Genomic DNA, 14,121 nt, shown 5'->3' on the forward strand with positions numbered 1-14,121 from the left:
TCAGCCTTTCATCGCGCTGGCGAGCGCATTCAAACGGGTGCGGATCGAGCTATCGATCATCTGGGAACCGATGCGGACGACGAGCCCGCCGAGCAGGTCGGGATCGACCGACAGGTCGACCGACACCTCACGGCCGACCCGGGTGCGCAGCTGCTGCTTCAGCTCTGCGACCTGGCCCTCGGTCAGCGGGTGGGCGCTCGTCACCTCGGCGGCGACCTCGCCGCGATGGCGGCTGGCCAGCTGGCGGTACGCGCGGATGATCTGCGGCAGCGCCGAGAGGCGCCGATTCTCGGCGAGCACGCCGAGGAAATTCTTGGTCACGCCATCGAGGCCCAGCGTGTCGGCGACCGCCAGGATCGCCTTGACGGCGGCCCCGCGCGCCACGACCGGGCTCTTGGTCAGCGCAGCCAGGTCCTTGTCGGCGGCCAGCGCATCGCGAAGGGTCACGAGGCTCGCCTCGATCGTGTCGATCGAACGGCGCTCAGCGGCCGTTTCGAAAAGCGCGAGCGCATAACGACCACCCAGGCTCGCCTGGATGCCGCCTGTGCCGCTTATAGTACCGCCGGACATCTCCACGGATGCGAATTCCTCGAACAACGAACGGGTTGGCCCCATGGGGAACGGGGCGCGAAAAACGCGCCTCCGATGGGTTGGCGGGCGGTTAGCATCGGGAACCCGTTGATGCAAGGTGCGTGGCGCATCTTGTGACAGGATGGTGACGCAAGTTTAACAGCTTTGGCCGCAAGCCGTGGGATGAATGCCACAGCCTCTTTGCTAAGCTCTTCCGGCCCCAATGGTTCGGGGTCTTGGATCGCCCCCTCATGCCCGACCTCATACCATATGATAGCCTGTCCGTTTCGGATGAGGATGCCGCCTGGGACGCGTTCTTCCGGCGCGACCGTTCGGCGGACGGACGGTTCGTCGTCGCGGTCATGTCGACCGGCATCTATTGCCGCCCCAGCTGCCCGGCGCGGCGCCCCCGCCGCGAGCATGTCCGCTTTCACCCGACACCGCAGGCCGCACAGGCGGCGGGCTTCCGAGCCTGTATGCGCTGTCTGCCCGATCAGGTCGCACGCGACCGGCAGGCTGTGGCGAGCGCGCTCGCGCTTCTCGAGGAAAGCGACGGCATCCCTTCCCTGACGGCGTTGGCGCAGGCGGTCGGCTATGCTCCGCATCATTTCCACCGGCTGTTCAAGCGCGCGACCGGCGTAACCCCCGCCGCGTACGCGCGCGGCCTGCGCAACCGGCGTGCGGACATGGCTCTGAAGGAACAGAATAGCGTGACGGCGGCCGTCTATAAGGCGGGCTATGCCGCGCCCAGTCGCTTCTATGCGGACAGCGAGATGCGGCGCGGCATGGCGCCGGGCCAGTGGCGGCGCGGCGGGGACGGCGTGACGATCGACTGGGCGATGATCGCGACTCCGCTGGGGCCGATGCTGGCGGCGACAACCGAACGCGGGCTCGCTCGGCTGGCATTCGATGAGGATGAGACCATGCTCGTCGAGCATTTCGCCGCCGCCCGGATCGCGACGCTGGGCGACGTGGAGGCCGAAGCGATCACGCGCCTGGTCGCCGCACTTCCCCTACCCGACCCGGACCTGCCCGAAACGGCGCGCCGCATCGCCTTTCTCGAGGCCGTGACCCAAGGGCTGACCGGCCGGGATCAGCGCGTCGAACGACAGCTATAGACCAGCTTCTCATTGGGAAGCGGCGGCAGTTGCTGGCGGATTTGCACCTGCTCGCCTTCCAAATTCTGAAGCGCCGTGTCGGTCTTCACACAGCCGCGCGGAGTGGTCGGCTGATGCAGCTTGCGGATCGCGTCCATCGTCGCGGAGGGCAAAAGATAGCGTGTCTGGGTATAGCTGCGCGTCACGGGATCGAAGCGCGCCACCGTCACCGTCGGCTCTTCGTCGGGGACGATGATCCGCTGCCAGCCGCCCTCGCCCTCCAGGAACTGGATATTGCCGTCGGCGCAGCCCTTCGCACCCCAATCGATCCGGGTCTCCGCCGTCGAGGAGACGGTGATTCGGCTGCGGTCGGGTTGCAGGGTGCAGATCATCGGCCCCAGCGCCTTTCCGGGGGGAGTGGCGCTGGGCAAGGCGGAGGCTTCGCGGGGCAGGTCGATCTCGCCGGAGGGACGCAGGAGGAAGACGACCACCGCCGCGACGATCGCCACGCCGCCGATCCCGCCGGTCCGGATCGCCGCGCGCCGGGACCCGCGCGATTCGAGCAGCCCGGCACCGCCCAGTGCCAGCGCCCCGCCGACCAGCAGCAGCGCGGCGATCGCCATGACATTCTCGCGCGTCCGTTCGGCGGCGGCGCGCGCGGCATCGAGCGCTTCCTCGCGGCGAATTGCGGCGGCGTTGATCGCCTCGCGCTTGGCGGCGGCGGCATCGGCGATCGCCCGCGCATCCGCCGCACTATCCTCGCGCAACCGCTCCTCGATCGAGGTACAGGGCACCGCGACCGAGATATAGGGTTGTTTGGCGGCGCGCAGGAACGCCATCAGCTCGGTATCGGCGATCGCGAAACCAAAGGTTGAATCGCCGTCATCCGCGCGCGTCAGCGCCGAATTGACCCCGATCACCCGCCCGCACGGATCGAGCAGCGGCCCGCCCGAATTGCCGCGCGCGATGCTGGCGGTGTGGAGCAGCACCTCGATCCCGGTCAGCGCGCGGCGGCCCGATGCCACACCCTGCGACCGGACCGGCGAGAGCGGGCGGATATAGTCCGCCGCCGACTGCGCCGTCGCCAGATCGACATTGCCCGGATAGCCGAGCGCGATCACCTGGTCGCCTTCGGTCACCGGGCCGGTGAACAGCGCGGCGGGCGGCAGCTTGGCCTCGCTGACCTCGATCAATGCCAGGTCGCGGCGCGCATCATAGGCGATGACCCGCCCCTGATAGGATTTGCTGCCCTCCGAGGGGACGACACCGATCACGACATTGTCGGGATAGCGTTCGGCCAGTTCGACGACATGGGCGTTGGTGACGATGCGGTTGGGCGCCACGGCGAAACCCGACCCATGGCCGAACCCCGCCACCTCGTCATCGACCATCGCGATCGTCACGACCCGCACGACTCCGCGCGCAGTGGCGGCGATGTCATCGGCCCCGGCGGCGACCGGCAGCAGCCCGACCAGCGTCAGGACCAGGGAAAGGACGAACCGATGCAGCATCGGACAGCGCCATATCCCGCCCTTTCCATTCCCCGCAACCGCGATCGGTTAGGCTTATGGTAAATGTTGGCATTTACGGAATGGCCGCATGTCATGGGAAATTGCGCGATGAGTGCCTTTGGTCGTCGTCAGGGTTTGGGTGCCACGCCGGGAAGCCGTCCGGCCTTTGGCGTCGCGCGGCCGATGCATGGTCCCGGCCCCGCTCCCCGCCCCGAAAGCGAGGTGCCCGGTCCGGGCGGTCAGCAATTCCCTCCGCTCAGTGCGCTGGCCGGCGCGGAAATCGCGGCGCCCGTCACCGCGGCCGATGCGATGCAACGGCTGGCCGACCGCCAGGCCGCCGCCGTCGAGGCGACGCCGGCCCGCGGCGAGGGTTTCGAGGCGTCGATCCACCGGATCAAGGAACAGGTGCTTCCCCGCCTGCTCGAACGAGTCGATCCCGAAGCGGCCGCGACACTGGGCAAGGACGAACTGGCCGAGGAATTCCGCCCGATCATCGGCGAGGTGCTGGCCGAACTGAAGCTGACGCTAAACCGGCGCGAGCAGTTCGCACTGGAAAAGGTGCTGGTCGACGAGTTGCTGGGCCTGGGTCCGCTGGAGGAACTGCTCGCCGATACCGACGTCACCGACATCATGGTCAACGGCCCCGAGCAGACCTATGTCGAGCGAAAGGGCCGGCTCGAACTCGCCAATATCCGGTTCCGCGACGAGGAGCATCTGTTCCAGGTCGCGCAGCGTATCGTCAATTCGGTCGGCCGCCGCGTCGACCAGACCACGCCGCTGGCCGACGCACGGCTGAAGGACGGCAGCCGCGTCAACGTGATCGTGCCGCCGCTGAGCTTGCGCGGCACCGCCATCTCGATCCGCAAATTCTCCGCCAAGCCGATCACGCTCGACATGATGGCGGCGGGTGGATCGATGAGCCAGGACATGGCGACGCTGCTGAAGATCGCAGGCGCGTCGCGGTTCAACATCGTCATTTCGGGGGGCACCGGCTCGGGCAAGACGACGATGCTCAACGCTTTGTCCAAGATGATCGACCCGGGCGAGCGTGTGCTGACCATCGAGGACGCCGCCGAGCTTCGCCTGCAACAGCCGCACTGGCTTCCGCTGGAAACCCGGCCCGCCAATCTGGAGGGTCAGGGCGAGATCAGCATCCGCGATCTGGTGAAGAACGCGCTGCGTATGCGGCCCGACCGGATCATCCTGGGCGAAATCCGTGGTTCGGAATGTTTCGACATGCTGGCGGCGATGAACACCGGCCATGACGGATCGATGTGCACGCTCCACTCCAACTCCCCGCGCGAGGCGCTGGCCCGCATGGAGAATATGGTGATGATGTCGGACATCAAGGTGCCCAAGGAGGCGATCAGCCGCCAGATCGCCGATTCGGTGGACATGGTCATCCAGGTCAAACGCCTTCGCGACGGCAGCCGCCGCGTGACCAACATCACCGAGGTCATCGGTATGGAAGGGCCGGTGATCATCACGCAGGAGCTGTTCAGCTTCGAATATCTGGACGAAGGAACCGACGGCAAGATCATCGGCGAATATCGCTCGGCGGGTCTGCGGCCTTATACGCTGGACAAGGCCAAGCAGTTCGGATTCGACAAGGCGCTCCTGGAGGCGTGTCTGTAAATCCATGTCGGCCCGACAGCGGCATGCGTGCCCTGACGCCAAAGCATCGCTTCCCGGCAAGGGCGGGCCGCGCATCGCGGACATGGCATAGACGCCGCCCACGTCCCGCCGATTTGCCGCGCGCGCAGCTTCCGCTTCGGCTAGGCGTTCGGTCGTGATGCGTCGTCCGATCTATCTGCTCCCCATTCCCCTGTTGCTGGCCGCCGCGGTGATGGCCCCGCTGGCGTCCCATACGGACAGGCCCGCCACCGCACCCGAGGAGGACGTCGTTAACGCCGCCGCGCGCGATCCCGGCGTGATGACGCTCGCCCCCGATGCCGAGGATCGCTGGATCCCGTTTCAACTGACCCCGGGCAACCAGATCCGGTTCGCCATGACCATCGACGGGCAAAGCGTCACCGCCATCCTCGATACCGGGGTCAGCTTCACCTTGCTGTCGCAAAGCTCGCCGGTCGCGGCGAAGGGCCGGGTTCGCCCGGGCGGACAGGCGAGCGCGATCGGCGGAGCGGTGGCGATCGGGTGGATGCCGACCCGTACCGTGGCGCTTGGCGGGCTCAGCCGAAAGGGTGGCGGCGTCGCGGTCGCCCCCCTGCCCGCGCTGGCGACCGGGGATGCGACTGCGGTGGACCTGCTGGTCGGGCGCGACCTGCTGGCCGACCACGCGCTCGACATCGACTATGCGGCCAAGCGTTTCCGCCTGATCGCGTCGGGCCGGATGCCGTTCACCGGTGCGACCGCGCCGCTGGTCATCTCGCCAGAACGGCGCGTCTATGAAAGCGTGGTCGGGCTGGGCGCGGCGCGGCTGTCGCCGGTCATCGTCGATACCGGGGACGGCTCCGCACTGACGGTGACGCAGGCTGGATGGCGTGCGGCGAAGCTCAACTCGCTGCCCACCACCACCGCCATCGGCTTCGGCCTGGCGGGGCCGTCGGTCAACGATCTGGCGATCGTGCCTAGCGTCAGGCTGGGCACGCTGACCGCGCATGAGGTCGAGGTGCGGATCGAACCGGCCCAGGGTTTCAGCGAGTCTGTCGGCGCGGCCGGACGGATCGGGTCCGGTTTCCTCCAGCGCTATCGCGTGCTGCTCGATCCCGGCGCGGGGCGGATGATCCTGTCTCCGGGCCCGCATGCCGACGACCCGGCGCTTCGCTCGACGGTCGGGCTGTTGCTCGGCGTGGCGAGCGACCGGTTGCGCGTCCTGCACGTCATGCGCGGCGGCCCTGCCGACAAGGGCGGCTGGCGCGAAGGCGATACGATCTGCGCCATCGACGGACAGCCCATCCCCCATGACTATGTCAGCAGCCCGATGGCCCGCTGGACCGTGGGCAAGCCGGGTACCATGGTCACCTTGCGCACCTGCGACGGGCAAGACCGAAAGCTGACCCTCGCCCGCTTCTACTGACGCCGCTTTCCCCATTCGCGCGCGACGGTATAGCCGAGATAGCCGGTCCCGAAGAGCGCGTAGAGCGGCTCGGGTATGGCGGCGAGATATTGCGCCATGCCCCGGATCATCGCCGCCGCCATGGACGGGCGAAACCCGGCGAGCACGCCCATCGGGATGCTCCAGAGCAGCAGCGCATACATGACATAGAGAAAGGTCGGGCGCGCGCGCCGCGTCCAGGCATCGGTGCTTTCCTCCGCCGTCACGACAGGCGATCCGCCAGCCAGCCATAGAGGAACGCCTCATTGGCGGGCCGCCGCTCCGCCAGAGTCAGATAGCGTTCGCCCTGCAAGGCCTCCACGGCTTTCAGCAACACCATTTCGCCCGGCGGTCCGCGATGCCGCAGGAACGCCTCCAGCGCCGCCAGCGTGGCAGGGCCGATCCGCCCGTCCGGCGTCAGGTCGCCATAATCGCGACCGCCGCGATTGAGCGCATTGAGCGCGCGTTGCAGGAAGCCGGTCGCCACCGCCGGGCCCATATTGACGCCGGTATCGAACAGTTCCTCCGCCAGACGCGGGGCCCGTTCGGCCACCTGGTCGAAGCCCGGCGCGATCCAGTAGAGCCGGCGATAGATCGACTCCGCGCGCGACAGCGGCAGGCGGCGCATCGGCCCGTCATAGCCGTCCGCCCGCGCCATCGCCTGGGTAATGCCGAAGCGGGTCTCCCCGCCGCGATCGGCCGGATGGTCGCTATAATCCCCCTCGCGCGCGATCACCTGCGCGATCAGCGCCTCGACCCCCGCCGCATCCGTCCATGCCCCCATGTCCATCCTCCCCATTGCCGAAGAGGGTGAACCATATCGGTTCGCTGTAGGACAGCGATTTCGCGAAGGCGGCTTAGGCCAGCACGCTGCGGGCGAGCGCCAACGTGCCGAGCGGCCCCGCCTGATCGCCCAGTTGCGCGTGCACGATCCGGTTGGCGACTTGCGCTGCGTCGACGAAGGGCAGATAGCCCGACAGCTTCTCGACCGTCGCCCGGCGGACCATGTCGAGCAGATGCGGCTGGCCCACACCCACGCCGCCGCCGATCACGATGCGCCCACAAGCGAGCGTCAGGAACAGTCCGGCAAAGCTCTCCGCCAGCGCATCGGCGACAAAGGCCCAGGCGGGGTGATCGGCATCCAGTTCCTGCGCCGGACGGCCGGCGCGCGCTGCAATCGCGGGACCCGCGACCAGGCCTTCCAGGCAATCGCCATGAAAGGGGCAGGCCCCGGCGAAATCATCGCCCGCGACACGGCGGACGCGGACATGCCCCGCCTCCGGGTGCATCCGGCCCGACACCGGCTGGCCATTGACGATGATGCCCATGCCGACCCCGGTGCCGACCGTGACATAGATATGGTCGGCCAGCCCACGCGCCGCGCCCCACTGCCCCTCGGCCAGCGCCGCGCCGGTCACGTCGGTATGGATAGCGACCCGCTCGCCAAAGCCCTCGGCCAACGCGCCGACCACGTCCGCGCCCGCCCAGCCGGGCTTGGGCGTGGCGAGCATATGGCCATAATCCATGCCGCTCTTGTCGAGCGCGATCGGACCGAAGCTGCCGATGCCCAACGCCTCGGGCTTATACTGCTCGCGCCATTCGCCCAGACGCTGCGCCAGTGCGGCCAGGGTAACGGCGGGGGTGGTGGTGGGCAGGCGTTCGGACACCAGAATGTCCCGCCCGCGCCCGATCAGCACAATCGATTTCGTACCGCCCAGTTCGACACCCGCGACGATCCGATCATGTGCCTCGGTCATTCCATTCTCCCGCCAGATATTGTTGCGCTTTGGATGGCTGCGCCTGCGCGAAACCGCGCGTCCGGGTCAAGAGCGGGGATGCAAAAAGCGCGACTGGCGGGTGTGTCGATTCCTTACAAGGCGCTCAGCGCGGCCAGCCGATCGGCCCGCAGATTCAGGACATGCGCGACCGCCAGCACAATCCCGCCCGCGACGGTCAGGGCGGTGCCCGCCATACTGGTCTCGAACACGACACCCAGCATCAACAGGCCCAAGCCGATAAGCCCCCACGTCATGGGACCGCGATGCCCATGACGTCTCAACCCCCGCAGCAGCGCGGTCCCGCTCAGCGGTATCGCGATCGCCAGCATGACGATGTGGAATTTCTCCCCCAGATCGGCCCATGCCGCGATCGAGGGAAGGAACGCGATCAGGATTGGGAACAGCAGGCAATGGACCAGGCACAGGGACGACGCGGAAATGGCCAGTCGATCCAGCCCCACCCCGCCGGCATGGCGCGGCGCGGCATAAGGCGTCAGGCCCAGTGTCGGCAGGTCGCCGTCATTCTGATCAACCATCATATAGCCTTTCGTCACGCCCCTTTTCGCAAATGATACTCTATATCATAAATCTCAAGACCAAATCGACAGCGCCCGACTTTAAATTGTATTCCGTATAATCTAGCATGGCTGGACGGGCTGAGGAGTGACGTGATATGGCAATGACGCGATGGGCTTTGTGGACCAGCCTTTCGGCCATGATGGCCAGCACCGCGCTGGCACAAACGCCGTCGCCACGCCTTGAGTGGGAAAATCCCGCCATCGACCGGATCGGTGCGGAACCGATGCACACGAGCTTCGCCGGGTTCGAGACGCGCGCGGCCGCTCTGGTGGGCGACGTCACCCGGTCGCGCTATCACCTGTCGCTCGATGGGACGTGGAAGGTGCAGATGTCGCCCAATCCCGAGGCGCGACCCGTCGGCTTCGAGGATCCCGCCCGCGACGTGTCGAAATGGCGCGACGTGGCGGTTCCCGGCATCCTCCAGGCCCAGGGGCTGAGCCGCCCGGTCTTTGTCGGCAGCGGCTATCCCTTTCCGCGCAACGAACCCCTTATCGAGCATCGGCTGAACGAGGTCGCTTCCTATCGCCGCGACTTTACCGTTCCGGCGCATTTCGCCGTACGCCGCCTGCTCCTCAACATCGGCGCGGCGGGGGCAGCCTATTATCTCTGGGTCAACGGCGAGAAGATTGGCTATTCCGAAGACTCGAAGCTCCCCACCGAATTCGACATCAGCCGGGCCGCGAAGCCGGGCAAGAACACCATCGCGATAGAGCTCTATCGCCATTCGGACGGCAGCTACCTCGAGGATCAGGATTTCTGGCGGGTCAACGGGATCGAGCGGTCGATCACCCTCTATGCCGCGCCGCAGACGCATATCCGCGATCTGGCGATCGATGCCGGGCTGACCCATGACTATCGCGACGGGACGCTGTCGGCCGCGATCGACCTGGCGGGCGCGGCGCAGGGGACCTCGGTGCGCGCCACGCTGCTCGACGGCAAGCGGGTCGTGCTGACCCGGACCGCGACGCCGACCGGCACGACCGCGACGATCGCCGCCGAGGTTCCGGCGGTGAAGACGTGGAGCGCCGAGGACCCCAACCTCTACACGCTGCTGGTCGAACTGGTCGACGCGAAGGGCAAGCTGATCGAGGCGACCAGCCGCCGCATCGGCTTCCGCACCGTCGAGGTTGCGGGCGGCGAGGTGCGGGTGAACGGCAAGCGGATCATGATCCGCGGCGTCAACCGGCACGAGCATGACCCGCACACCTTCCGCATCGTGTCCGAAGAGACGATGCGGAAGGATATCGAGCTGATGAAGGCCGCCAATATCAACGCGGTCCGCACCTCGCACTATCCCAATGATCCGCGCTGGTACGACCTGGCCGACGAATATGGCCTGTACGTGATGGACGAGGCCAATATCGAGAGCCATGGTTACTTGAGCCTCACCCAGGAAAAGGGCGATCCGACGCTCAACCTGGGGCACAAGCCCGAATGGGCGGCGGCGCATCTCGACCGGGTGCAGCGGATGGTCGAGCGCGATCGCAACCACCCCTCGATCATCTTCTGGTCGCTGGGCAATGAAAGCGGCGTCGGCCCCAATTTTGAGGCGGCGGCGAAATGGATCCGCCAGCACGACAAGACCCGGCTGATCAACTTCCTGGGTTACAGCATGAGCGGCTGGCGGCATCCGACCAATGCCTATGTCGACATCTTCGCGCCCATGTATGACGATGTCGAGAAGCTGGCCGACTATGCCCAGCGGCCAGAATTCACCCAGCCGCTGATCCTGTGCGAATATGCCCATGCGATGGGCAACAGCCTGGGCGACTTCCAGGGCTATTGGGACGTGTTCCGCAAATATCCCAAGCTCCAGGGCGGCTTCGTCTGGGATTGGGTCGACCAGACGATGATCTTGAAGGACAAGGACGGCCGCCCCTATTGGGGGCAGGGCCTGGACTATGATCCCGATCCCAAGGATGCCGGGCTGCACGGCGACGACAGCCCGGTCGGCGACGGCGTGATCCAGTCGGACCGGACCCCCGACCCCGAATATTACGAGATGGCGCATGTCCAGTCGCCGATCAGCTTCACCCACAAGGACGGCGGGTGGCAGGTGGTCAACCGCCACGACCATATCGACCTGTCGCGCTTCACGCTGGACTGGACGATGCTGGAGAATGGCGTCGAGACGGCCCGCGGCAGCATCGCCACGCCGTCCGTGGCGGCGGGGGTCAGCGCGCCCCTGTCCTTCACCCTGCCCGCGCCCAGGGATGCCTCGGCCGAGCGTTCGCTGATCCTGCGCGCGCGGACCAAAGCGGGGGCGATCCCGCCGCTGCCCGCGGGCCATGTCGTCGGCTGGGACCAGTTCGCGCTGACCGGCCCGGTCTTCGCCGCCATACCCGCCGGGTCGGTCCCGCCGCAGGAAAGCGCCGATGCGATGACGCTGGCGGCGGGCGATGCCGTGCTGGAGATCGACCGGACGACCGGGCTCGTCCGGCGTTATGCGCGGGGCGGCAAGACGCTGCTGACCGGCGGCACCCCCGACTTCACCCGCGCGCCGACCGACAATGACGTGGGCGCGGGCGTGCCCAAGAGCCATGCGATGTGGCAATATTTCTCTGAGCATCGCCGCCTCGACGCGATCCGGCGCGAGGGCGATGCCATCGTCGTGGATCACGACATGGGCGTCGGATCGGTCAAAATGCAGACCCGCTGGACCATAGCGCCGGACGGCAATGCGACGGCGACCGTCCGCTTCACGCCGCTGCGCGCGACGCTGCCCGATCCCTTGCGCGTCGGCCTCGCCTTCGCGACGCCGGGGCAGCAATTCACCCAGGTCAGCTGGTTCGGACGCGGCCCGTGGGAAAGCTATGCCGACCGCAAGACCGGCGCGATGATCGCCCGCTGGAGCGAGGCGCTGGCCGACCAGTATCACGACTATGCCCGGCCGCAGGAGAGCGGCAACAAGACCGATGTGCGCTGGCTGCAGCTCACCGGCACTGGGGTCGGGCTTCGCGTGACGGGGGCGCAGCCGCTTTCGGTCAACGCCCTGCCCTTCCCCTATGCCGACCTGGCGATGAAGCCGCCGTCCCAGGCGCATAGCTCGGACATCCGCCCGCATGGCGACGGCACGCTGCTGATCGACGCCGCGCAGGCGGGGGTGGGCGGCGATACCGGCTGGAACCTCGATGGCCGTGCGCACATGCCGTACCGCATTCCGCTCCAGCCCCTGACCTACAGCTTCACCATCGGAGCGGCCCGTTGAAGACCCTGCTGACCCTTTCGCTGTTGCTCGCCGCCGGTCCGGTCGCCGCGCAGGGCGTGCCCGACCGTATCGCCAGGTCGCTGGCCCTTCGCGAGCAATGGCAATGGCTGACCCACGACATCGCCTCCCCCGCCGAGTGGGACGCGGACGGACGGCATTTCCATTATCGCAAGACGGTGGCGGACGGTTTCGCCTTCGTCGATGTGGACGCGACCAGCCACGCCAAGGCCCCCGCCTTCGACGCTGCTGCGCTCGCCCCCGCATTGGCCAGAATCATGGGCAAGCCGATCACACCGCTCCGCCTGCCCTTCGATCATTTCTCCTATACGCCCGACCGTTCGGCGATCACCTTCAGCATCGGCTATGAGGACGGCGCCACCTATCGCTGCGTCCTTGCCCGGCCCGCCTGTACCGTCGTCCCGCCGGAAAACCCCGGCCGCCCGCGCGGCTTCGGCGTGGTGCGCGACTTGCGCGTGCCCGCCGGCAACCATCCCCGCCTCTCGCCCGACGGCAGGCTGGAGGCGCTGGTCCTCGACGACAATCTGGTCGTGCGGGAGGCCGGGGGCGGCAAGGAATTGTGGCGGTCCCAGGACGGCAGCCCCGCCAATTTCTACGATCCCGAGACGATCGCCTGGAGCCCGGACGGCCGGCATATCGCGCTCCAGCGCGTCCGCCCCGGCTATCCCCGCATGGTCACCCGTGTCCTCGCCGCCCCGCCGGGCAAGGTCCAGCCCGAGGTCGTGCAGCAACTCTATCCCAAGCCCGGCGATGCGGTGGATCAAGAGGCACCCGTCCTGTTCCGCGTCGCCGACGGCAAGCGGACCGAGATCGACCCGTCGCTGTTCGCAAATGCCTATACCCTGTCAGCTCCGGCCTGGCGGGCCGATGGCAGGAGCTTCGCCTTCGACGATCTGAAGCGCGGCTTCGGCGAGGCGAAGATCATCGCGGTCGATGCCGACACCGGCAAGGCGCATGCCGCCGTGACCGAAACCGCGAAGACCTTCGTCTTTCGCGACCGCATCTGGTCGCACGACTTAAAGGATATGGGCCGCGAGATTCTCTGGTCGTCGGAGCGGGACGGCTGGCGGCATCTCTATATGATCGACGGCACGACCGGCCGGATCGTTCGCCAGATCACCAAGGGCCAATGGATCGTCCGCGACATCGCGAAGGTCGATGACGACAAGCGCCAGATCTGGTTCTCCGCTAGCGGCTTCGTGCCCGGCGAAGATCCTTATTACAAGCAATGGTTCCGGGTCGATTTCGACGGCCGCAACCTCATCCGGCTGACCCAGGAGAATGCGACGCACGAGGTCCGCTTCTCCCCCGACATGACGACCTATGTCGACGTCTATTCCCGCACCGACCTGCCGGAGACGATGGAACTGCACGACGCGCGCGACGGGCGGCTGATCCAGACGCTGGAAAAGGGCGACATCACCGCGCTGACCGCCGCCGGGTTCCGCCCGCCGGAGCGCTTCACCGCCAAGGGCCGCGACGGCAGCACCGATATCTACGGCCTAGTCGTCCGCCCGCGCGATTACGACCCCGCCAAACATTATCCGGTGATCGAGAACATCTATGCCGGGCCGCATGACAGCTTCGTGCCCAAGGCATTCTGGCCGTTCGGCGGCTTCTCGGGCGGCGACAAGGTCATGGGGATGCAGCAGCTCGCCGATCTGGGCTTCATCGTCGTGATGATCGACGGCATGGGCACCGCCAACCGCTCCAAGGCCTTTCACGATGTCGCATGGAAGAACCTCGCCGATAGCGGTTTTCCCGACCGGATCGCCTGGATGAAGGCGCTGGCGGCCAGGGACCCCGCCGTCGATATTTCCCGTGTCGGCATCTATGGCGGCTCGGCGGGCGGGCAGAGCACGCTGAACGCACTGCTGTTCCACCCAGATTTCTACAAGGCCGGGGTCGCCTATGCCGGGTGTTTCGACAACCGGATGGACAAGATCGACTGGAACGAACAATGGCTCGGCTATCCGGTCGACCAGAGCTATCTCGACGCCTCGAGCGTGGTCCATGCGCAGCAGTTGCAGGGCAAGCTGATGCTGGTCGTCGGCGAACAGGACTCCAATGTCGATCCCGCCAGCACGACCCAGGTAGTCGATGCGCTGATCAAGGCGGACAAGGATTTCGACCTGCTGGTCATCCCCGGCGGCGAGCATACCGCCGGGCGCAGCACCGGCCCGGTGGCCTATGCGATGCGGCGGCAATATGCCTTTTTCCTGAAGGCGTTGCGCGGCGAGGAATAGCACCCTTCCCTCAGCCACAATAGCACCACCCCGGCGAAGGCCGGGATCCAGTTTCGGCA

The 14,121-nt window shown here is 67.0% G+C and carries 11 protein-coding genes; 5 read left to right on the forward strand and 6 right to left on the reverse strand.

Translation table 11 applies throughout. The features are described 5' to 3' along the window. The gene (locus NZL82_RS11470; RefSeq protein ID WP_261270019.1) at positions 1 to 570 is read right to left on the reverse strand and encodes a F0F1 ATP synthase subunit delta; all 570 of its coding nucleotides are present in this window, start codon (positions 568 to 570) and stop codon (positions 1 to 3) included. Positions 571 to 821: 251 nt separating this feature from the next. Here NZL82_RS11470 and NZL82_RS11475 point away from each other — a divergent pair, with 251 nt between their 5' ends. Then, the gene (locus NZL82_RS11475; protein WP_261269890.1) at positions 822 to 1,688 is read left to right on the forward strand and encodes a bifunctional transcriptional activator/DNA repair enzyme AdaA; all 867 of its coding nucleotides are present in this window, start codon (positions 822 to 824) and stop codon (positions 1,686 to 1,688) included. Here NZL82_RS11475 and NZL82_RS11480 read toward each other — a convergent pair. After that, positions 1,664 to 3,178, reverse strand: a complete 1,515-nt coding sequence (locus tag NZL82_RS11480) for a S1C family serine protease (protein WP_261269891.1) — start codon at positions 3,176 to 3,178, stop codon at positions 1,664 to 1,666. The two genes, NZL82_RS11475 and NZL82_RS11480, sit on opposite strands and share 25 nt — an antisense overlap. A gap of 108 nt (positions 3,179 to 3,286) precedes the next feature. Between NZL82_RS11480 and NZL82_RS11485 the strand changes: the two genes are divergently transcribed. Together NZL82_RS11485 and NZL82_RS11490 are read left to right on the forward strand one after the other, a co-directional pair. Continuing rightward, the gene (locus NZL82_RS11485; protein WP_261270020.1) at positions 3,287 to 4,813 is read left to right on the forward strand and encodes a CpaF family protein; all 1,527 of its coding nucleotides are present in this window, start codon (positions 3,287 to 3,289) and stop codon (positions 4,811 to 4,813) included. Positions 4,814 to 4,970: 157 nt separating this feature from the next. Then, complete coding sequence (locus NZL82_RS11490) at positions 4,971 to 6,215, forward strand: aspartyl protease family protein (protein ID WP_261269892.1); 1,245 nt, start codon at positions 4,971 to 4,973, stop codon at positions 6,213 to 6,215. Here NZL82_RS11490 and NZL82_RS11495 read toward each other — a convergent pair. From NZL82_RS11495 to NZL82_RS11510, 4 genes are all read right to left on the reverse strand, one after another. Next, complete coding sequence (locus NZL82_RS11495) at positions 6,209 to 6,460, reverse strand: holin family protein (RefSeq protein ID WP_261269893.1); 252 nt, start codon at positions 6,458 to 6,460, stop codon at positions 6,209 to 6,211. The two genes, NZL82_RS11490 and NZL82_RS11495, sit on opposite strands and share 7 nt — an antisense overlap. After that, the gene (locus NZL82_RS11500) at positions 6,457 to 7,017 is read right to left on the reverse strand and encodes a glycoside hydrolase family 108 protein (protein WP_261269894.1); all 561 of its coding nucleotides are present in this window, start codon (positions 7,015 to 7,017) and stop codon (positions 6,457 to 6,459) included. The genes NZL82_RS11495 and NZL82_RS11500 overlap by 4 nt, the downstream gene beginning before the upstream one ends. Positions 7,018 to 7,090: 73 nt before the next feature. Then, on the reverse strand, positions 7,091 to 7,990 hold the full coding sequence (locus NZL82_RS11505) for an ROK family protein (RefSeq protein ID WP_261269895.1): 900 nt from the start codon (positions 7,988 to 7,990) through the stop codon (positions 7,091 to 7,093). A 113-nt stretch (positions 7,991 to 8,103) separates the two neighbouring features. Further along, entirely contained in the window at positions 8,104 to 8,547 is a 444-nt protein-coding gene (locus NZL82_RS11510; RefSeq protein ID WP_261269896.1) for a MerC domain-containing protein, read from the reverse strand. A 137-nt stretch (positions 8,548 to 8,684) separates the two neighbouring features. On the opposite strand from NZL82_RS11510, the gene NZL82_RS11515 reads away from it, so the two are divergent. Together NZL82_RS11515 and NZL82_RS11520 are read left to right on the forward strand one after the other, a co-directional pair. Next, positions 8,685 to 11,798, forward strand: a complete 3,114-nt coding sequence (locus tag NZL82_RS11515; protein ID WP_261269897.1) for a glycoside hydrolase family 2 TIM barrel-domain containing protein — start codon at positions 8,685 to 8,687, stop codon at positions 11,796 to 11,798. Continuing rightward, the gene (locus NZL82_RS11520) at positions 11,795 to 14,062 is read left to right on the forward strand and encodes a S9 family peptidase (protein WP_261269898.1); all 2,268 of its coding nucleotides are present in this window, start codon (positions 11,795 to 11,797) and stop codon (positions 14,060 to 14,062) included. Before NZL82_RS11515 ends, NZL82_RS11520 begins: the two co-directional genes overlap by 4 nt. Positions 14,063 to 14,121: the final 59 nt, after the last annotated feature.

This window comes from Sphingomonas sp. LC-1, assembly GCF_025371035.1.
In the GTDB taxonomy this organism is placed as follows: domain Bacteria; phylum Pseudomonadota; class Alphaproteobacteria; order Sphingomonadales; family Sphingomonadaceae; genus Sphingomonas; species Sphingomonas sanguinis_E.